Origin of the sequence: Erwinia sp. Eh17-17, from assembly GCF_039675725.1 — a bacterium.
Lineage (GTDB): Bacteria > Pseudomonadota > Gammaproteobacteria > Enterobacterales > Enterobacteriaceae > Erwinia.
Genome location: NZ_JBDFQT010000004.1, coordinates 391099 through 410313, shown reverse-complemented (window position 1 = coordinate 410313; position 19215 = coordinate 391099). Strand labels below are relative to the sequence as shown.

Here is a 19215-nt window from a genome sequence, read left to right as displayed (position 1 = left end):
GGAGCATATGCAACTGAATTCCACCGAAATCAGCGAACTGATCAAGCAGCGCATTGCTCAGTTCAATGTAGTGAGCGAAGCTCACAACGAAGGTACTATTGTTTCTGTAAGTGACGGTATCATCCGCGTCAACGGCCTGGCCGATGTGATGCAGGGTGAGATGATTGCCCTGCCGGGTAACCGTTACGCTATCGCACTGAACCTGGAGCGCGACTCCGTAGGTGCCGTTGTGATGGGTCCATTCGCTGACCTCGCCGAAGGCATGAAGGTTAAGTGTACTGGCCGTATTCTGGAAGTTCCGGTTGGCCGTGGCCTGCTGGGCCGCGTAGTGAACACCCTGGGTGCTCCTATCGATGGTAAAGGCGCTATCGACAACGACGGTTTCTCACCGATCGAAGTGATTGCTCCTGGCGTTATCGACCGTCAGTCCGTTGACCAGCCTGTACAGACCGGTTACAAATCTGTCGATGCGATGATTCCAATCGGCCGTGGCCAGCGTGAGCTGATCATCGGTGACCGTCAGACCGGTAAAACCGCGATGGCGATCGATGCGATCATCAACCAGCGCGATTCCGGCATCAAATGTGTGTATGTTGCTATCGGCCAGAAAGCCTCTACCATCGCTAACGTGGTACGTAAACTGGAAGAACACAACGCGCTGGCTAACACCATCGTTGTCGTGGCTACCGCATCTGAGTCTGCTGCTCTGCAGTACCTGGCTCCGTATGCCGGTTGTGCGATGGGCGAATACTTCCGTGACCGCGGTGAAGATGCACTGATCGTATACGATGACCTGTCTAAACAGGCTGTTGCTTACCGTCAGGTTTCTCTGCTGCTGCGTCGTCCACCAGGCCGTGAAGCCTTCCCTGGCGACGTGTTTTACCTCCACTCCCGTCTGCTGGAGCGTGCTTCTCGCGTGAGCGCTGACTATGTTGAGCGTTTCACCAACGGTGAAGTGAAAGGTAAAACCGGTTCACTGACCGCGCTGCCAATCATCGAAACCCAGGCGGGTGACGTTTCTGCGTTCGTTCCGACCAACGTAATCTCGATTACCGATGGTCAGATCTTCCTGGAAACCAACCTGTTTAACTCCGGTATTCGTCCGGCAGTTAACCCTGGTATCTCAGTATCTCGTGTGGGCGGTGCTGCTCAGACCAAGATCATCAAGAAACTGTCCGGTGGTATTCGTACCGCGCTGGCACAGTATCGTGAACTGGCTGCGTTCTCTCAGTTCGCATCCGATCTGGATGAAGCAACCCGCAAACAGCTGAGCCACGGTCAGAAAGTGACCGAGCTCCTGAAGCAGAAACAGTATGCGCCAATGTCCGTCGCGCAGCAGGGTCTGGTTCTGTTTGCTGCCGAGCGTGGCTTCCTGAATGACGTCGAACTGGCGAAAATCGGTAGCTTCGAAGCGGCACTGCTGTCTTACGCGGATCGCGATCACGCAGAGCTGATGGCTGATATCAACCAGTCTGGTAACTATAACGGCGAAATCGAAGAGAAGCTGAAAGGCCTCCTCGAAACGTTTAAAGCAACCCAGTCCTGGTAATGTCTGGCGGCCTGTCCTTTAGGGGGTGGGCCGCAAGGCTTTGAGGAGAAGCTTATGGCCGGCGCAAAAGAGATACGTAGTAAGATCGGCAGCGTGCAAAACACGCAGAAGATCACCAAAGCGATGGAAATGGTCGCCGCCTCCAAAATGCGTAAATCGCAGGAACGCATGGCGGCCAGCCGTCCTTATGCAGAGACCATGCGCAAAGTGATTGGTCACATTGCGTTAGGAAATCTGGAATACAAACACCCTTACCTGTCCGATCGTGACGTTAAACGCGTTGGCTATCTGGTCGTGTCTACCGACCGCGGGCTTTGTGGTGGTTTGAACATTAACCTGTTCAAAAAAGTGCTGGCTGATATGAAGGCCTGGGCTGATAAAGGCGTCGAAAGTGATATGGCGATTATCGGTTCCAAAGGTCTGTCATTCTTCAGCTCTGTCGGTGGCAACGTGGTTGCTCAGGTAACCGGGATGGGTGACAAACCTGCCCTGTCTGACCTGATTGGCCCGGTCAAAGTGATGCTTCAGGCATACGATGAAGGCCGTCTCGACAAGCTGTTTATCGTCAGCAACAAATTTATCAACACCATGTCTCAGACTCCACAGATCGTACAGCTGCTGCCGTTACCGCCAGCGGATGATGCGGAAGGTGTTGTGAAGAAGAGTACCTGGGACTATCTGTATGAACCGGACCCGAAAGCGCTGCTGGACACGTTACTGCGCCGCTATGTCGAGTCTCAGGTTTACCAGGGTGTTGTTGAAAACCTGGCCAGCGAGCAGGCCGCGCGAATGGTGGCGATGAAAGCCGCGACCGATAACGGCGGAAACCTGATCAAAGAGCTGCAGTTGGTATACAACAAAGCTCGTCAGGCCAGCATCACCCAGGAACTTACCGAGATTGTCGGTGGGGCCTCCGCGGTTTAACCAGGTTTAATGAATTAGGTAGAGGATTCAAGATGGCTACTGGAAAGATTGTCCAGGTAATCGGCGCCGTGGTTGACGTCGAGTTCCCTCAGGACGCAGTACCACAAGTGTACAGCGCCCTTGAGGTTAAAAATGGTGATGCTCGTCTGGTGCTGGAAGTTCAGCAGCAGCTGGGTGGTGGCGTGGTTCGTACCATCGCCATGGGTTCTTCAGACGGCCTGAAGCGCGGTCTGGAAGCGATTGACCTTGAGCACCCGATTGAAGTACCCGTTGGTGTTGCAACGCTTGGCCGTATCATGAACGTGCTGGGTGAGCCAATCGATATGAAAGGCGACATCGGCGAAGAAGAACGTTGGGCGATTCACCGTTCAGCACCTTCTTACGAAGATCAGTCCAACTCGCAGGAACTGCTGGAGACCGGCATCAAGGTTATCGACCTGATGTGTCCGTTCGCCAAGGGCGGTAAAGTGGGTCTGTTCGGTGGTGCGGGTGTAGGTAAAACCGTAAACATGATGGAGCTGATCCGTAACATTGCGGCTGAGCACTCAGGTTTCTCGGTATTCGCAGGGGTAGGTGAGCGTACTCGTGAGGGTAACGACTTCTACCACGAGATGACCGACTCTAACGTTATCGACAAAGTATCTCTGGTTTATGGCCAGATGAATGAGCCACCAGGAAACCGTCTGCGCGTAGCGCTGACCGGCCTGACCATGGCTGAGAAGTTCCGTGAGGAAGGTCGTGACGTACTTCTGTTCATCGATAACATCTACCGTTATACCCTGGCCGGTACTGAAGTATCAGCACTGCTGGGTCGTATGCCTTCTGCGGTAGGTTATCAGCCAACGCTGGCGGAAGAGATGGGCGTTCTGCAGGAACGTATCACCTCAACCAAAACCGGTTCAATCACGTCTGTACAGGCCGTTTACGTTCCTGCGGATGACTTGACTGACCCGTCACCAGCCACCACCTTTGCGCACTTAGACGCAACCGTGGTACTGAGCCGTCAGATCGCTTCACTGGGTATCTACCCGGCGGTTGACCCACTGGATTCCACCAGCCGTCAGCTGGATCCACTGGTTGTTGGTCAGGAACACTATGACACTGCGCGTGGCGTTCAGTCACTGCTGCAGCGTTATCAGGAACTGAAAGACATCATCGCCATCCTGGGTATGGACGAACTGTCAGAAGAAGACAAACTGGTGGTAGCACGCTCTCGTAAGATGCAGCGTTTCCTGTCCCAGCCGTTCTTCGTGGCAGAAGTATTCACCGGTTCACCGGGTAAATACGTGTCGCTGAAAGATACCATCCGTGGCTTTAAAGGCATCATGGAAGGCGAGTTCGACCATCTGCCAGAGCAGGCTTTCTACATGGTAGGTTCCATCGAAGAAGCCGTGGAAAAAGCGAAGAAACTGTAATTCTGGTTTCGGAGGAGGTTTATAGTGGCTATGACTTTTCACCTGGACGTTGTCAGCGCGGAACTGCAAATGTTCTCCGGTCTGGTACAGAGCATCCAGGTATCAGGTAGCGAAGGTGAGCTGGGTATCCGCCCAAACCACGCGCCGCTCCTGACCGCCATTAAGCCTGGTATGGTTCGCATCGTTAAGCAGCACGGCGAAGAAGAGGTGATTTACCTCTCCGGCGGCGTGCTGGAAGTGCAGCCTGGCGCGGTTACCGTGCTGGCTGACACGGCGATCCGCGGCAGCGATCTCGATGAAGCTCGCGCGCTGGAAGCGAAACGCAAAGCCGAAGAGCACATGAACAGCTCTCACGGTGATGTTGACTTCGCCATGGCATCTGCGGAACTGGCTAAAGCGATCGCTAAACTGCGCGTGATCGAGTTGACCAAAAACGCGATGTAACTCAGGTTTAAGTTGCAGAATGCCAGTCAGGAAACTGACTGGCATTTTTTTTGCCTGAAATCCGCGGCACGCTGAGGTTCAGGCTAATTTCGGGCTGAGAAAAATGTAGTATTCTTAGTGTCAAACCGTTTACCTTTCAACATCAAATAAAGAATCAGGATGTCTATGTCTGAGAGCCCGATGAGCGTGGTGATCCTTGCCGCTGGTAAAGGAACCCGCATGTACTCCGACCTGCCAAAAGTGCTGCACCTGCTGGCAGGCAAACCGATGGTCCAGCATGTGATTGATGCCGCAAAAGCGCTGAATGCGCAGCGGGTTAATCTGGTATATGGCCATGGTGGCGAGCTGCTGAAAAGCACCCTCAATGATGATTCACTCAATTGGGTATTGCAGGCAGAACAGCTGGGGACAGGTCATGCCATGCAGCAGGCGGCCCCCTGTTTCGCCGACGACGAAGATATTTTAATGCTGTACGGCGATGTCCCGCTGATCTCGGTGGATACGCTGCGTCACTTACAGGCTGCTAAACCGGAAGGGGGGATTGGTCTGCTGACCGTGATCCTTGATAACCCGGCAGGTTACGGACGTATCCTCCGTCAGAATGGCGAGGTGGTTGGCATTGTTGAGCAAAAAGATGCGGCACCAGAGCAGCTGCTGATTAATGAAATCAATACCGGCATCCTGCTGGCTAACGGTGCGGACCTGAAGCGCTGGCTCGGTAAGCTGAATAACAACAACGCGCAGGGCGAATATTACATTACCGATATCATCGCCCTTGCCCATCAGGAAGGCCGCCAGATTGCAGCGGTGCATCCGGCACGTTCCACCGAAACCGATGGTGTGAACAACCGCTTACAGCTGGCAACGCTGGAGCGTGTTTATCAGGCTGAGCAGGCAGAAAAATTACTGCTGGCCGGAGTAATGCTGCTGGACCCGGCGCGTTTCGACCTGCGCGGCACGCTTGAACACGGCCGCGATGTGTTGATCGATACTAATGTGATCATCGAAGGACACGTCACCCTCGGCAACCGGGTCACCATCGGCAGCGGCTGCGTGATCAAAAACAGCGTTATTGCTGACGACAGCATCATCAGCCCGTACAGCGTGATTGAAGATGCTCAGTTGGAAAGCGGCTGCACCGTCGGGCCATTCGCCCGTCTGCGCCCCGGCAGTGAGCTGGCGCAGGGCGCGCACGTCGGCAACTTTGTTGAAATGAAAAAAGCGCGACTGGGCATCGGCTCGAAAGCCGGGCATCTCAGCTATCTGGGCGATGCCGAGATCGGCAACAACGTCAATATTGGCGCTGGTACCATTACCTGCAATTACGACGGTGTTAACAAATCGAAAACCATCATCGGTGACGATGTGTTTGTTGGTTCGGATACTCAGCTGATTGCACCGGTGACCGTGGCGGCGGGCGCAACGATTGCCGCCGGTACCACGATCATGAAAAACGTGCCGGCCGCCGGGCTGGTGTACAACCGCAAAGAGCAACAGCTCAATGCCAGCTGGCAGCGCCCGGAAAAGAAAAAATCGTAATTCCGACGGGTCGGGGCTCGCCCCGGCCTCTGGTTTACCGGGCTGAGGTCTTCCTCAGCCTGTTATAACGCAGTAAACATAAAAATAATCCCCACTCTCTACAAGGCTCGGGGAACCGGAACATACCGGAATAATCAGGTCAGAAGACAACGCAGATGACGCTGAACGTCATCCTGTCAGGAAACTAAATATGTGTGGAATTGTTGGAGCTGTAGCGCAGCGTGATATTGCAGAGATCCTGCTCGAAGGGCTGCGCCGTCTGGAATACCGTGGTTATGACTCTGCCGGTCTGGCTGTTGTCGATCAGCAGGGGAACACCACCCGCCTGCGCCGTCTGGGTAAGGTACAGAACCTTGCTGAAGCGGCAGAAAATACCGCACTGACGGGCGGAACCGGTATTGCGCATACGCGCTGGGCCACGCACGGAGAGCCGTCGGAAGCTAATGCGCACCCGCATATCTCTGAACACATCATCATTGTTCATAACGGCATCATAGAGAACCATGAACCGCTGCGCGAGCAGCTGATCGCCCGTGGCTATACCTTTGCTTCAGAAACCGACACCGAAGTGGTGGCGCATCTGGTGCACTGGGAGCAGAAGCAGAGCGCGGGTTCACTGCGTGATGTGGTGCAGCGTGTGATCCCACAGCTGCGTGGTGCTTACGGTATGGTGATTATGGACAGCCGCGATCCTTCCGTGCTGGTGGCTGCCCGTTCCGGCAGCCCGCTGGTGATTGGCCGCGGCGTGGGCGAAAACTTTATTGCCTCAGACCAGCTGGCCCTGCTGCCGGTCACCCGCCGTTTTGTCTACCTGGAAGAGGGCGACATTGCGGAAATTACCCGCCGTGACGTGACGATTTTCGACCACAGTGGCGCCCAGGTGAAGCGCACCGAGATCGAATCCAACGCGCAGTACGATGCCGGTGATAAAGGCATTTACCGCCACTACATGCAGAAAGAGATTTATGAACAGCCGGTAGCGATAAAAAACACCCTCAGCGGGCGTTTCAGTCACGGCGAAGTGGACCTCTCAGAGCTGGGGCCAAATGCGGATGCCCTGCTGGCGAGCGTCGAGCACATTCAGATCGTTGCCTGCGGTACCTCCTACAATTCCGGTATGGTTTCGCGTTACTGGTTTGAATCGCTGGCGAACATGCCGTGCGATGTTGAGATCGCCTCTGAATTCCGCTATCGCAAATCTGCGGTGCGTAAAAACAGTCTGCTGATCACACTGTCCCAGTCTGGTGAAACCGCCGATACGCTGGCCGCGCTGCGCCTGTCAAAAGAGCTGGGTTACCTGGGCTCACTGGCTATCTGCAACGTGGCCGGTTCGTCACTGGTACGTGAGTCCGATCTGGCCCTGATGACCAAAGCGGGAACCGAGATCGGCGTCGCCTCAACCAAAGCCTTCACCACCCAGCTGACCGTGCTGTTAATGCTGGTGGCGAAAATTGGCCGTCTGAAGGGCGTTGATCCGCAGGTAGAGCACGATATCGTGCACGGCCTGCAGGCACTGCCGAGCCGTATTGAGCAGATGCTGTCACAGGACGAGCTGATTGCTTCACTGGCGGAAGACTTCTCTGACAAGCATCATGCGCTGTTCCTCGGCCGTGGCGATCAGTATCCGATTGCCATGGAAGGCGCGCTGAAGCTGAAAGAGATCTCCTATATTCATGCGGAAGCTTACGCCGCCGGAGAGCTGAAGCACGGTCCGCTGGCGCTGATTGATGCTGATATGCCGGTGATTGTGGTTGCGCCAAACAATGAACTGCTGGAAAAGCTGAAGTCGAATATTGAAGAAGTGCGCGCCCGTGGTGGCCTGCTGTATGTCTTCGCCGATATCGACGCCGGTTTTAGCAACAGCGAAGGGATGCGTATCATCCCGCTGCCGCACGTTGAAGATGCTATTGCCCCGATCTTCTACACCGTGCCGTTGCAGCTGCTGTCTTATCACGTTGCCCTGATCAAAGGTACCGACGTGGACCAGCCGCGCAACCTGGCGAAATCCGTTACGGTGGAATAACCCCCCGCACGGACTGGCTGAAAAATCCGGCAGGCCTCTGAGGCTGCCGGATTTTTTTTATCAGCGTTCAGGGCTGTCGCGTTTCGTGCAGATGTAACCAGAGGGGTTTGTCTTCCTGCAGGTGCAGTACCGCCGTGGACCAGCGCAGCGTCATGGCCTGGTCGGGTTGCGTCTGCTGCTCCTGATAAAGCACCACCGCTCCGCCCTCCCACTCCTGTAAAACAGAGATGTTATCCACGACGATGGTTAATCCCGGACGGCTGGCCCGCTGCTGGAGGAAAAACTGGCTTAACGCCTCGTAATCCAGCCTGGCTCCTGACAGGGCTATCATGGAGTAGTGGCGGCTGAAGCGGCCAAGAAGCTGCTCAGGATTTCCCTCCCCTTTGCTCAGCCAGTTCTCAATCGCAACGTGTGCCTGCAGGACTTCATTGATATAGATATTCATGACATTTTCTCTTCAGATGTGGTGAGCGTTTTTACACGGCGGTTATTCAGCCTGAAGCTGAGTAAGGCCGGGATAACCGAGCCTGCCGCTGCAGCACAGAATGTCCACAGACAGGCCTCTCTTAGCGGCAGGTGGCTGAGAAGCAGGTTCAGCAACAGGCTTAACAGCGCCACGCCAAAACAGAAGCTGAGCTGGCGGTTGATATTCCATAATGCGCTGGCTTCGGGCATCTCCTCAGGGGCGATATTGAGAAAAGCACTGCTTTGCGCCGTACTGCTGCACAGACTGCCCCCCAGCCCCATCAGCGCAAACGCGCAGATCAGCAGCAAAGACGGTTCGCTGTGTGTAACCAGGGTTAGCATCAGGATCCCGGCACCCTGCAACAGGCTACCGGCGATAATCAGCGGGCGTGGTCCCAGATAATTAAAGGTCTTACCAGTGATAAGGAGGGCAAAGAACGACGCAACGGACCACGGGATCATTAATGCACCGGAGGCCGCAGGAGACAGGCCCAGAGAGGTCTGAAGATACAGGATGCTGACCAGGCTCACGCCCATAAACAGTCCGGGCACACACTGATACACCATCATAGAGAAGCGCATTAGCGGGTCGGAAAGCAGGCCGAAGCTGAACAGCGGAGAGGTGACCCGACGACTATGTACGCTGAACAGTAACAGCAGCGCGATCCCCGACAGTAAAAACGCACTCCCTCGTATCATCCCGCCACTCCCGGTAAATTCGCTCATGCCTGACAGCAGCAGAAACAGACCCGCGCATCCGGTTAACAGGCCTGTGATATCGAGCGTTCCCTTTTTTGATGACCGGACCCCGTCCTGCAGCCAGGCAAAAGCCAGAACCAGCGTCACCACTGCCAGAGGAAGACTGACGAAGAAGACCCAGCGCCAGCTCAGCGTCAGAATCAGCACGCCCCCCAGAGCAGGAGAAAGCGCCGGCGCAAGGAGGGCCACCAGCATCACTGCCGATGACAGTCTGGCCCGTTCGTGCTTAGCGTACAGCTGCCATGTTAATGCCTGGCCAACCGGTATCAGCAGGCCGCCACCGATCCCCTGAACAATGCGCCAGAAAATCAGCTGATCCAGTGAACCGGCCAGGCCTGATGCCGTGGTGCCGGTGATGAATAATATCAGCGAGGTCAAAAAGACACGCCGCGCGCCCACACGCTGTGTCAGCCATGCGCTGAGAGGAATGATCAGCGTCAGTCCGCAGAGATAACCGTTGCTGATCCAGGCCAGTTTTGCCACGGAGGCGTGCATGGCCTGGCCAATTGCCGGGTAGGCAACGGTCGAGATAAACATGTTGATTAAGTCGAGGAAAAAGCCAAGAAGATACACCACGGCCACTTTACTGCGATAACTCATACCATTACTCCCCGTTAAGAGTGAGTAATATAGGGCGGGGGGCGTCCGGGATAAACCGCATCCCGGGTGATACACTGTCAAAATTATTTTGACAGTCAGCGAGTGATTTATGCTTAATCTACAGCGTGTGGCGATGTTCGTTGCGGTTGCCGATGCCGGTAGCTTTACCTCGGCTGCGGCGTCATCAGGCCAAACCAAAGCGGCGATCAGTTTCAATATTCAGCGGCTGGAGTCGGAGCTGGGCGTGGCGCTGTTGCTGCGCACGACGCGGCGTCTGGCGCTGACGCAGGCGGGAGCGGCTTTTTACCAGCGCGGCCTTCAGCTGCTAAAAGACGCCGAGCAGATAGTGAACGACGTGCAGCTTAACCATCATGGTTTTCGCGGTGAACTCTGCATCACCAGCACGTCGGAGTATGGTTCGGAGGTGGTGATACCCGCTCTGGCCGCATTTGGTCAGCAACATCCGCAACTCCGCGTCCGTCACGTCTCTTCCTCCTCGCACGCTGACCTGGTCTCAGAGCGTTTTGATGTCGCCATCCGACTGGGCAGCCTGGCTGACTCAAGCTATCACGCTGCGCCGATCGACCGTTTTTCAATTCTCCCCGTCGCCACGCCGCAATGGTTAGCCGCTAACCCGCTTAACACCCTGGAGGACCTGGCAAAGGCGGAGTGGATTATCCACAGTCGCCTTCAGTCCCCCTTTAACTGGCAGGTCGTCGGCCCGCAGGGGCAGCAGGTTGATTTTGAGATAATGCGCGAGGTGAAATACTCGACAGACAGCGCCTCATCATTGATGAGCTTTGCGCTCCAGGGCTGTGGGGTGGCGCTGTTGCCGGAATGGCTGGTGGGGCCGATGCTGGTCAGCGGGAAATTACAGCATTTATTGCCGCAGTTTACCTTCCCTTCACAGGGGGTATATGCCGTTTACCCCAATACGCGCCACGTTCCGGCAAAAGTCCGCGCGCTGATTGACTTCCTGCGCCTGCGCACCGGCTACAGTGGGAGCGAAGCGTCACTGCCGCACATCTGACAATATGGATAAAAAGCGCTACGCTCAACCGCGGGAAGCCTCGCTTGCCTCCGCCTGAATTTCAGGCGGAGCTACGCTTACACGCTGTAAGACTTATCGATAATCAGCACCGGCTTGATGGTGACGCCTTTGGCTGAATCTTCCCTCGCCTGATTGATGTCAGCAAAGTCGTAAAACTTCACTAATTTTTCAAACGGGAACAGCCCGCGCTGATGCCAGTCAATAAGCTGAGGAACTGAAACCTGCGGAATAGCATCCCCCATCAGCACGCCCACGATACGCTTGCTGGACGCTATCAGGTGACGTAACGGGTTGAAGGTCAGATCGTGGCGCGTCAGGGCCACAGGGACCAGGGTGCCACCAATGGCGAGCGCATCCAGGGCACTTTTCATCACTGCCGATACGCCGGTGGTATCTATCGCATAGTTGACCCCATGGCCCTGCGTCAGGCTGGCAATGGTACCGGCAACGTCCTCCCTGGCGCTATTAATCACATCGGTTGCTCCGAGTTCGCGCGCCAGCGCCAGGCGTGAATCATGAATATCCACGGCAACGATCTGCCGACAGCCGGAGATTTTCGCTGCCATCATCGCGGCCAGCCCTACCGCCCCGGTGCCAAAAATCGCGATGGTTGAACCGGGCTGCGGTTTCAGTCCGTTAAAGACCGTACTCGAACCCGTCAGCAGGCCGCAGCCTAACGGCGCCACCAGACGCAGGTCAGCGCTTTTATCAACGACGATCAGGTTATTAAAGGCGGTGTGGGCATAAGTGGCGAAGGAGGACTGGAAGAACATGTTGGACACTTTACTGCCGTCAGGCTTGAGATGTATGGCACTGCCATCGGCGCGAAATCCTCCGGCATTCATCATCCCCCAGTCCTGACAGTGAGACGGATGCCCCTGGCGACACGGGTGGCAGTGGCCGCAGTAAGCATAAGACATTAAGACGTGATCGCCTGCTTTCACCCCATTTACTGCGCTGCCAACCTCCTCGACAATCCCTGCGCCCTCATGCCCCAGTACGGCGGGGAAAAAATATTCTTCATCGCCCACGCGTATCGCTTCATCGGAGTGGCAGATACCGGAAGCGACCAGTCTGACCCGCACTTCATCTTGCCGAAGCGCCGTCAGCTCCAGTGTTTCCAGCTGATAGGGGGCGTTAACGTGGTTGACGACTGCAGCAGTAATTTTCATAGATGGTTCTCCTGACCAATTGGGGGGTTAAAAGTAACACCCTGAAAATGCAGCGCAGCGGCATTGAGTGTGATCGCATTAAATGAGAAATAGCGATAGTCGTTAACAATTGAGGAACAGTGCCGGACAGGAACATCGGTGGTTTCCTGTCACCAGACGATAACGGGACAGGGCCCAGAGTCGCCGGAATAGTGGACGTCCTGAGGGACCGTGAAGAGTCATATGCGGAGTGTTTGAGCGCTTTCCGGGAAAAATACAGTTGTTTAGCTGAAGAGTTCGATTAATGACCCCTGTCACAAAAGTGTCATATTTCGTACATTTTACTGTCACCAAACTGTCCTATTTTGCCTCCAGCAGCAATCATTAATTAGACAAATACGGCAACTGGCCTGACTTTTTAATCCCGTGGAGGGAACATGACACTGATGCACAAAACCCTGGCTCAATTCGTCGCAGTAACCCTGTCTCTGAGCGCCGTTTCCGCCATGGCCGCTACCAATCTGACTGGCGCTGGTGGCACATTCCCGGCACCGGTATATAACAAGTGGGCAGCAGAGTACAACACCGCAACGGGCAGCCAGGTTAACTATCAGGGTATCGGTTCATCCGGCGGCGTTAAGCAAATTATCGCTAAAACCGTAGACTTCGGTGCATCTGATGCGCCGATGAAAGACGCAGATTTAGAAAAAAATGGCCTGTTCCAGTTTCCGACAGTTATTGGCGGGGTGGTACTGGCGGTTAATATTCCTGGTATCAAATCTGGACAGCTGACGCTGGATGGCAAGACCGTCGGTGACATCTACCTCGGCACCATCAAAAAGTGGAATGACCCGGCGATCGTTAAGCTGAACCCTGGCGTGAAACTGCCTGATTCCAACATCAACGTGGTGCGCCGCGCTGACGGTTCCGGTACGTCGTTCGTCTTCACCAGCTACCTGTCCAAAGTGAACAGCGACTGGAAAAGCAAAATTGGTGCAGGCAGCACCGTTAACTGGCCAACCGGTCTGGGCGGCAAGGGTAACGACGGCGTAGCCGCATTCGTTCAGCGTCTGCCTGGCTCAATCGGTTACGTTGAATATGCCTACGCTAAACAGAACAGCCTGGCGTACACCAAACTGATGGATGCTGACGGTAAAGCGGTAGAACCAAGCGAGAAAAGCTTCAGCGATGCTGCTAAAGGCGCAGACTGGAGCAAATCTTTCGCTCAGGACCTGACGTTCCAGAAAGGCGACAATGCATGGCCAATCACCTCCACGACCTTCATTCTGGTGCACAAAGAGCAGGCTAATGCCGAGAAAGGCGCCGCCGTGCTGAAGTTCTTCGACTGGGCGTATAAAAACGGCAGCAAAACCACCACTGACCTGGATTACGCTACGCTGCCAGACTCTGTGGTTGAGCAGATTCGCGCTGCCTGGAAAACCAACGTGAAAGACAGCTCAGGTAAGGCCCTGTTCTAAGAAAATAAAATAAGGCACCACGCTGTTGTGGTGCCCATGAACTCCATGGGTCAGGCAAGCCTGGCCCGATACGTATCAGCAGTATCAAACTCGAGAATTCTATGGCTGCAACCAAGCCGGCATTCAAGGCTCCCGGAAAACAGGGTGACATCATCTTTGGCGCGCTGGTCAAACTGGCTGCGTTGATTGTGCTGTTACTCCTCGGTGGCATCATCGTTTCCCTGATCATTTCATCATGGCCGAGTATCCAGAAATTTGGTTTCTCCTTCCTGTGGAATAAAGAGTGGGATGCGCCTAACGAACAGTTTGGTGCGCTGGTGCCGATTTACGGCACCGTCGTGACCTCCATAATTGCCCTGCTCATCGCTGTCCCGGTGAGTTTCGGCATTGCCCTGTTCCTGACGGAGCTGGCGCCTAACTGGCTGCGTCGTCCGCTGGGCGTGGCGATTGAACTGCTGGCGGCTATCCCCAGCATTGTGTACGGCATGTGGGGGCTGTTTATCTTCGCTCCGCTGTTCGCCACTTACTTTCAGCAGCCGGTCGGTGACGTGCTGGCGAATGTCCCGATTGTCGGCACGCTGTTCTCCGGCCCGGCATTTGGTATCGGCATTCTCGCCGCCGGTATTATCCTCGCCATTATGATCATCCCTTACATCGCCTCGGTCATGCGCGATGTGTTCGAACAGACGCCGGTGATGATGAAAGAGTCCGCTTATGGCATTGGCTGCACCACCTGGGAGGTGATGTGGCGCGTGGTGCTGCCGTTCACCAAGAACGGGGTAATTGGCGGCGTGATGCTGGGGCTGGGGCGTGCGCTGGGTGAAACCATGGCCGTCACCTTCATTATCGGTAATACCTATCAGCTCGACAGTGCATCACTGTTTATGCCGGGTAACAGTATTACCTCTGCGCTGGCTAACGAATTTGCTGAAGCCGAATCAGGCGTGCATACCGCGGCACTGATGGAACTGGGGCTCATCCTGTTTGTGATTACCTTTATTGTGCTGGCCTGTTCAAAACTGATGATCCTGCGCCTGGCGAAAAGTGAAGGAGCACGCTCATGACCACGATGGAATTGCAGACGCGTGACGAGCTGTTAGCCTCACGCCGTAAAATGCAGGCATGGCGCCGGATGAAAAACCGCATTGCCCTGACCCTGTCGTTACTGACGATGGCGTTTGGTCTGTTCTGGCTGGTGTGGATCCTGTTTTCGACCGTGACGCGCGGCATTGATGGTATGACGTTGTCGCTGTTTACCGAGAATACGCCGCCGCCGAATACGGCGGGTGGTGGTCTGGCAAATGCCCTGGCGGGCAGCGGTCTGTTGATCCTCTGGTCGACGGTGGTCGGCACGCCGCTGGGGATTATGGCGGGCATCTATCTGGCCGAGTACGGGCGTAAATCCTGGCTGGCCGAAGTGACCCGCTTTATCAACGATATCCTGCTGTCGGCACCATCGATTGTGGTGGGTCTGTTTGTTTACACCATCGTGGTGGCACAGATGAAACACTTCTCCGGCTGGGCCGGGGTGGTCGCGCTGGCGCTGTTGCAGATCCCGATTGTCATTCGTACCACTGAGAACATGCTGAGACTGGTGCCGGACAGCCTGCGCGAAGCCGCTTACGCACTGGGGACGCCGAAATGGAAAATGATTTCAGCGATTACCCTGAAAGCCTCTGTTTCAGGCATTCTGACCGGAGTTCTGCTGGCCATCGCCCGCATTGCCGGGGAAACGGCTCCTCTGCTGTTCACCTCGCTGTCGAACCAGTTCTGGAGCACTGACATGATGCAGCCGCTGGCGAACCTGCCGGTGACCATCTTTAAATTCGCCATGAGCCCGTTTGCCGAGTGGCAGAGTCTGGCCTGGGCGGGCGTGCTGATTATTACGCTGTGCGTACTGTTACTGAACATTCTGGCACGCGTGATTTTCGCCAAGAGCAAACATTAATTAAGCAGCGCGGCGGTAGCGGCGCGGACTGAGTGAGATAAAAATGATTAATACTTCCGCTAAGATGATTCAGGTTCGTGATTTGAATTTCTATTACGGAAAATTCCATGCGCTGAAAAACATCAATCTGGATATTGCCAAAAACCAGGTAACGGCGTTTATCGGCCCATCCGGCTGCGGTAAGTCCACCCTGCTGCGGACGTTTAACAAGATGTTTTCGCTCTACCCTGAGCAGCGTGCTGAAGGTGAAATTCTGCTGGATGGTGAAAATATTCTGACCGCCAGCCAGGATATCGCCCTGCTGCGTGCCCGCGTTGGCATGGTGTTTCAGAAGCCGACGCCGTTCCCGATGTCGATTTATGACAATATCGCCTTCGGCGTGCGTCTGTTTGAAAAGCTGTCGCGTGCCGACATGGATGAGCGCGTGCAGTGGGCACTGACGAAAGCGGCACTGTGGACGGAAACCAAAGACAAGCTGCATCAGAGCGGCTACAGTCTTTCCGGGGGCCAGCAGCAGCGTCTTTGCATTGCCCGCGGTATCGCCATTCGTCCTGAAGTTCTGCTGCTGGATGAGCCCTGCTCGGCTCTTGACCCGATTTCAACCGGCCGTATCGAAGAGCTGATTACCGAACTGAAGCAGGATTACACCGTGGTGATCGTTACCCACAACATGCAGCAGGCTGCACGCTGCTCCGATCACACCGCATTTATGTATCTGGGCGAACTGATTGAGTTCAGCGATACCGACACGCTGTTCACCAAGCCGCATCAGAAGCAAACTGAAGATTACATCACCGGCCGCTATGGTTGATTTGACTGGAGAATAAAATGGATAGCCTGAATCTGAATAAACATATCTCCGGCCAGTTCAACGCCGAGCTGGAGCACATCCGTACCCAGGTGATGACCATGGGCGGGATGGTTGAGCAGCAGTTAACGGACGCCATCATGGCGATGCACAACCAGGACGGCGAGCTGGCGAACAAGGTGATCGAAGGGGATCACAAGGTCAACATGATGGAAGTGGAGATTGATGAAGCCTGTGTGCGCATCATCGCCAAACGTCAGCCGACTGCCAGCGACCTGCGTCTGGTGATGGCCATCATCAAGACCATCTCCGAGCTGGAACGCATTGGTGATGTGGCCGAGAAGATTTGCCGTACCGCACTGGAGAAGTTTACCCAGCAGCATCAGCCGCTGCTGGTGAGCCTGGAATCAATGGGCCATCACACCATTCAGATGCTGCACGACGTGCTGGATGCCTTCGCACGTATGGACCTGAATGCGGCGATTGAAATCTACCGTGAAGACAAGAAGGTTGACCAGGAGTACGAGGGCATTGTGCGTCAGCTGATGACCTATATGATGGAAGACCCGCGCACGATCCCAAGCGTGCTGACCGCCCTGTTCTGCGCCCGCGCCATCGAACGTATTGGTGACCGCTGCCAGAACATCTGCGAAATTATCTTCTACTTCGTGAAAGGTCAGGATTTCCGCCATGTGGGCGGCGATCAGCTGGATAAGCTGCTGACCGGCGACGATACGGGCAGCAATAACCCGGCGTAGTTTCTGCTCAGGCGTGCCATCCCCCGGCACGCCTTACTGCCCTCCCATCACTTTTTCGTCTGGATACCGCCCCCGCTCCTACTTATACTTGCGGCCAAATTCCAATGAAAAAGGTCAGAAAACCATGTCAACTTCCCCACCGGACAGGCGTAGCGTCACGCCTGGTAAAGCGATGGTCGCTGCGGTCAGCGGCTATGCGATGGACGGCTTTGATCTGTTGATCCTCGGCTTTATGCTGCCGGCCATCAGCCTGTCTCTGGCACTCAGCCCCTCGCAGGCCGGTTCTCTGGTCACCTGGACATTAATTGGTGCCGTACTGGGCGGTATTATTTTCGGTCATATCAGTGACCGTCTCGGGCGTATTCGCGTACTGACCTTCACCATTCTGATGTTCTCGGTATTTACCGGACTGTGTGCCGTGGCGCAGGGGTACTGGGATTTACTGGCTTACCGCACGCTCGCCGGCATGGGGCTGGGCGGTGAGTTCGGCATTGGCATGGCGCTGATTGCGGAAGCATGGCCTGCCAACAAGCGCAACCGTGCGTCGGCGTGGGTCGGCATGGGCTGGCAGCTGGGCGTACTGCTGGCCGCGTTTATCACCCCTTTCCTGCTGAATATCATCGGCTGGCGCGGCATGTTTCTTGTCGGATTGCTGCCCGCGCTGGCGTCGTTCGCCATCCGCCGCGGGATGGGCGAACCGGAAGCGTTTACCGAACATGTGGACGTCAACCAGGGGCTGTCGTTTCGTGCGCGCATTAAGCTGCTGTTTGCCGACGCGGCAACCACCAAAGCCAGTATTGGCATCTTCATCCTCTGTTCGGTGCAGAATTTCGGCTATTACGGCCTGATGATCTGGATGCCGAGCTACCTCTCTTCCAACTTCGGTTTCTCGCTGACCAAATCCGGAATGTGGACGGCGGTCACGGTCGTGGGGATGACGTTCGGCATCTGGCTGTTTGGCCTGCTGGCGGATCGCTTTGCGCGCTGGAAAATATTCCTTATCTACCAGGTGGGTGCCGTGGTGATGGTAGTGGTCTATGCCCAGCTGCGCGATCCGACCATCATGCTGTTCACCGGCGCACTGATGGGAATGTTTGTTAACGGGATGATTGGCGGCTACGGTGCCCTGATCTCAGACACCTACCCGGTAAAAGTGCGGGCTACTGCGCAGAACGTTCTGTTTAACCTCGGTCGTGGTGTGGGCGGTTTTGGCCCGCTGGTGATTGGCCTGCTGGTCAGCCAGTGGTCTTTTGCTGCCGCGATTACAATACTGGCACTGATTTACCTGCTGGATATTCTTGCGACGCTGTTCCTGCTGCCGAAAAAGCAGGGCAATGAGGACGTGCTGGGCGCGATTGGCTAAACACAGGCGGGTTGGGCGCCATGCCCAACCCGGGATCGGTCCGCTTATCCCATCGCAGGGGTCAGGCATGTCTGGCCCGATGAATCGTTCCGTTTTATCGCCGTGTTAACTGCCAGCCTTTATCACGCCACAGCTCAGGCAGTTGCGCCATATCGTTAAATACGGTGACCAGCGGATGGTCGATGGTCGGGTTATGAGCATCCACGCAGTAATAGAAGACCGGGATACCGGCAGCGATACCGGCCATGGCACCCGCTTCAGAATCATCCACAAGGATACAGCGCTCAACGGGGACACCCATCTGCACTGCAGCGTGATGCAGGAGTTCAGGTTCGGGCTTCCAGTGCCCGATGTCGTAGCCGCTGTACAGACGATCGCCGAAGAAGGGCAGCATCTCCGTCAGACCGAGTGAATGCTGCATTTTGGGCACGGTACCGTTAGAGACAACGCACATCGGTACGCTGACTTTTTCCAGTAATGCCTTTGCACCGGCGATGGGTTTGAGCTCCCGCTCAAACAGACGTGCGACTTCCCGGCGATACGCGGGTTCCAGCACGTCAACCGGGACAGCGATCCCGTGCTGCTGGCAAACATCAGAAATGATGTCGTACAGTTTGACCCCTTTGTACTTCTCGAACATCTCCTGCAACGACAATGTGGCACCAAACTCCGCAAACGTATTGACGTAAGCCTGGGTACAGAGCATTTCACTGTCCACCAGTGTTCCGTCACAATCGAAAAAAATGCACGCTACTGACATCCTGCTTCCTTTAAGTCTGCATGGGCTGAGTGTGGATAGTAACGTGAAGCCGGGAGAGATTTCGACCATTGACAGTTCAGGGCCCCGTTTTTCAGAGAGAATCGTGTCAGTGACTGTTAGCGGTAGTGATATGTCGGTAAAAACAGCGCAATCGGTTGCGAAAAAACCGGGTGATCAATA

17 protein-coding genes are annotated in these 19215 nt (G+C 55.3%); 13 read left to right on the top strand and 4 right to left on the bottom strand.

Annotated elements, in window-relative coordinates:
- The first annotated feature begins 7 nt into the window (after nt 1-7).
- The 6 genes from atpA (at nt 8) to glmS (ending at nt 7894) form a co-directional block, all read left to right on the top strand.
- Nucleotides 8-1549 carry a F0F1 ATP synthase subunit alpha gene (atpA, locus tag ABEH87_RS14310; protein ID WP_346577088.1) on the top strand — a complete coding sequence of 514 codons (1542 nt, stop codon included), beginning with the start codon at nt 8-10 and terminating at the stop codon, nt 1547-1549.
- A 54-nt stretch (nt 1550-1603) separates the two neighbouring features.
- Entirely contained in the window at nt 1604-2473 is an 870-nt protein-coding gene (gene atpG, locus ABEH87_RS14305) for a F0F1 ATP synthase subunit gamma (RefSeq protein WP_346577086.1), read from the top strand.
- 32 nt (nt 2474-2505) lie between these two features.
- Nucleotides 2506-3888: a F0F1 ATP synthase subunit beta gene (gene atpD, locus ABEH87_RS14300; protein WP_346577084.1), complete on the top strand. Its 1383-nt coding sequence runs from the start codon at nt 2506-2508 to the stop codon at nt 3886-3888.
- Between the two features lie 24 nt (nt 3889-3912).
- A complete protein-coding gene (locus ABEH87_RS14295; protein WP_346577082.1) occupies nt 3913-4332 on the top strand; it encodes a F0F1 ATP synthase subunit epsilon in 420 nt (139 codons plus the stop codon).
- Between the two features lie 165 nt (nt 4333-4497).
- Nucleotides 4498-5871, top strand: coding sequence for a bifunctional UDP-N-acetylglucosamine diphosphorylase/glucosamine-1-phosphate N-acetyltransferase GlmU (glmU, locus tag ABEH87_RS14290; protein ID WP_346577155.1), 1374 nt, complete (start codon nt 4498-4500; stop codon nt 5869-5871).
- 190 nt (nt 5872-6061) lie between these two features.
- On the top strand, nt 6062-7894 hold the full coding sequence (gene glmS / locus ABEH87_RS14285; RefSeq protein WP_346577080.1) for a glutamine--fructose-6-phosphate transaminase (isomerizing): 1833 nt from the start codon (nt 6062-6064) through the stop codon (nt 7892-7894).
- A 67-nt stretch (nt 7895-7961) separates the two neighbouring features.
- On the opposite strand, the gene ABEH87_RS14280 is transcribed toward glmS, so the two are convergent.
- Together ABEH87_RS14280 and ABEH87_RS14275 are read right to left on the bottom strand one after the other, a co-directional pair.
- On the bottom strand, nt 7962-8339 hold the full coding sequence (locus tag ABEH87_RS14280) for a DUF4440 domain-containing protein (RefSeq protein WP_346577078.1): 378 nt from the start codon (nt 8337-8339) through the stop codon (nt 7962-7964).
- Nucleotides 8336-9718 (bottom strand): MFS transporter, encoded by a 1383-nt coding sequence (locus ABEH87_RS14275; RefSeq protein WP_346577076.1) that lies wholly within the window; start codon nt 9716-9718, stop codon nt 8336-8338. Before ABEH87_RS14275 ends, ABEH87_RS14280 begins: the two co-directional genes overlap by 4 nt.
- A 109-nt stretch (nt 9719-9827) precedes the next feature.
- Here ABEH87_RS14275 and ABEH87_RS14270 point away from each other — a divergent pair, with 109 nt between their 5' ends.
- A complete protein-coding gene (locus ABEH87_RS14270) occupies nt 9828-10748 on the top strand; it encodes a LysR family transcriptional regulator (protein ID WP_346577074.1) in 921 nt (306 codons plus the stop codon).
- Between the two features lie 77 nt (nt 10749-10825).
- On the opposite strand, the gene ABEH87_RS14265 is transcribed toward ABEH87_RS14270, so the two are convergent.
- Nucleotides 10826-11941, bottom strand: coding sequence for an NAD(P)-dependent alcohol dehydrogenase (locus ABEH87_RS14265; RefSeq protein ID WP_346577072.1), 1116 nt, complete (start codon nt 11939-11941; stop codon nt 10826-10828).
- A gap of 416 nt (nt 11942-12357) precedes the next feature.
- On the opposite strand from ABEH87_RS14265, the gene pstS reads away from it, so the two are divergent.
- From pstS to ABEH87_RS14235, 6 genes are all read left to right on the top strand, one after another.
- Nucleotides 12358-13398, top strand: a complete 1041-nt coding sequence (gene pstS / locus ABEH87_RS14260) for a phosphate ABC transporter substrate-binding protein PstS (protein ID WP_346577070.1) — start codon at nt 12358-12360, stop codon at nt 13396-13398.
- 101 nt (nt 13399-13499) lie between these two features.
- The gene (gene pstC / locus ABEH87_RS14255) at nt 13500-14462 is read left to right on the top strand and encodes a phosphate ABC transporter permease PstC (protein WP_346577069.1); all 963 of its coding nucleotides are present in this window, start codon (nt 13500-13502) and stop codon (nt 14460-14462) included.
- Nucleotides 14459-15346: a phosphate ABC transporter permease PstA gene (pstA, locus tag ABEH87_RS14250; RefSeq protein WP_346577068.1), complete on the top strand. Its 888-nt coding sequence runs from the start codon at nt 14459-14461 to the stop codon at nt 15344-15346. The genes pstC and pstA overlap by 4 nt, the downstream gene beginning before the upstream one ends.
- Nucleotides 15347-15383: 37 nt before the next feature.
- On the top strand, nt 15384-16157 hold the full coding sequence (gene pstB, locus ABEH87_RS14245; protein WP_118665143.1) for a phosphate ABC transporter ATP-binding protein PstB: 774 nt from the start codon (nt 15384-15386) through the stop codon (nt 16155-16157).
- 17 nt (nt 16158-16174) lie between these two features.
- A complete protein-coding gene (gene phoU, locus ABEH87_RS14240) occupies nt 16175-16912 on the top strand; it encodes a phosphate signaling complex protein PhoU (protein ID WP_346577066.1) in 738 nt (245 codons plus the stop codon).
- 124 nt (nt 16913-17036) lie between these two features.
- Nucleotides 17037-18275, top strand: a complete 1239-nt coding sequence (locus ABEH87_RS14235) for an MFS transporter (RefSeq protein WP_346577064.1) — start codon at nt 17037-17039, stop codon at nt 18273-18275.
- A gap of 94 nt (nt 18276-18369) precedes the next feature.
- Here the strand turns inward: ABEH87_RS14235 and yieH are convergent, their stop codons facing one another.
- On the bottom strand, nt 18370-19035 hold the full coding sequence (gene yieH / locus ABEH87_RS14230; protein WP_346577062.1) for a 6-phosphogluconate phosphatase: 666 nt from the start codon (nt 19033-19035) through the stop codon (nt 18370-18372).
- Nucleotides 19036-19215 lie beyond the last annotated feature (180 nt).

What these genes read in the sequence shown, in the direction of transcription:
- glmS (WP_346577080.1), top strand. Translation starts at nt 6,062, where the DNA reads ATGTGTGGAATTGTTGGAGCTGTAGCGCAGCGTGATATTGCAGAGATC.
- glmU (WP_346577155.1), top strand. Translation starts at nt 4,498, where the DNA reads ATGTCTGAGAGCCCGATGAGCGTGGTGATCCTTGCCGCTGGTAAAGGA.
- yieH (WP_346577062.1), bottom strand. Translation starts at nt 19,035, where the DNA reads ATGTCAGTAGCGTGCATTTTTTTCGATTGTGACGGAACACTGGTGGAC.
- ABEH87_RS14275 (WP_346577076.1), bottom strand. Translation starts at nt 9,718, where the DNA reads ATGAGTTATCGCAGTAAAGTGGCCGTGGTGTATCTTCTTGGCTTTTTC.
- ABEH87_RS14270 (WP_346577074.1), top strand. Translation starts at nt 9,828, where the DNA reads ATGCTTAATCTACAGCGTGTGGCGATGTTCGTTGCGGTTGCCGATGCC.
- pstS (WP_346577070.1), top strand. Translation starts at nt 12,358, where the DNA reads ATGACACTGATGCACAAAACCCTGGCTCAATTCGTCGCAGTAACCCTG.
- atpA (WP_346577088.1), top strand. Translation starts at nt 8, where the DNA reads ATGCAACTGAATTCCACCGAAATCAGCGAACTGATCAAGCAGCGCATT.
- atpD (WP_346577084.1), top strand. Translation starts at nt 2,506, where the DNA reads ATGGCTACTGGAAAGATTGTCCAGGTAATCGGCGCCGTGGTTGACGTC.
- pstC (WP_346577069.1), top strand. Translation starts at nt 13,500, where the DNA reads ATGGCTGCAACCAAGCCGGCATTCAAGGCTCCCGGAAAACAGGGTGAC.
- phoU (WP_346577066.1), top strand. Translation starts at nt 16,175, where the DNA reads ATGGATAGCCTGAATCTGAATAAACATATCTCCGGCCAGTTCAACGCC.
- ABEH87_RS14265 (WP_346577072.1), bottom strand. Translation starts at nt 11,941, where the DNA reads ATGAAAATTACTGCTGCAGTCGTCAACCACGTTAACGCCCCCTATCAG.
- pstA (WP_346577068.1), top strand. Translation starts at nt 14,459, where the DNA reads ATGACCACGATGGAATTGCAGACGCGTGACGAGCTGTTAGCCTCACGC.
- atpG (WP_346577086.1), top strand. Translation starts at nt 1,604, where the DNA reads ATGGCCGGCGCAAAAGAGATACGTAGTAAGATCGGCAGCGTGCAAAAC.
- ABEH87_RS14235 (WP_346577064.1), top strand. Translation starts at nt 17,037, where the DNA reads ATGTCAACTTCCCCACCGGACAGGCGTAGCGTCACGCCTGGTAAAGCG.
- ABEH87_RS14280 (WP_346577078.1), bottom strand. Translation starts at nt 8,339, where the DNA reads ATGAATATCTATATCAATGAAGTCCTGCAGGCACACGTTGCGATTGAG.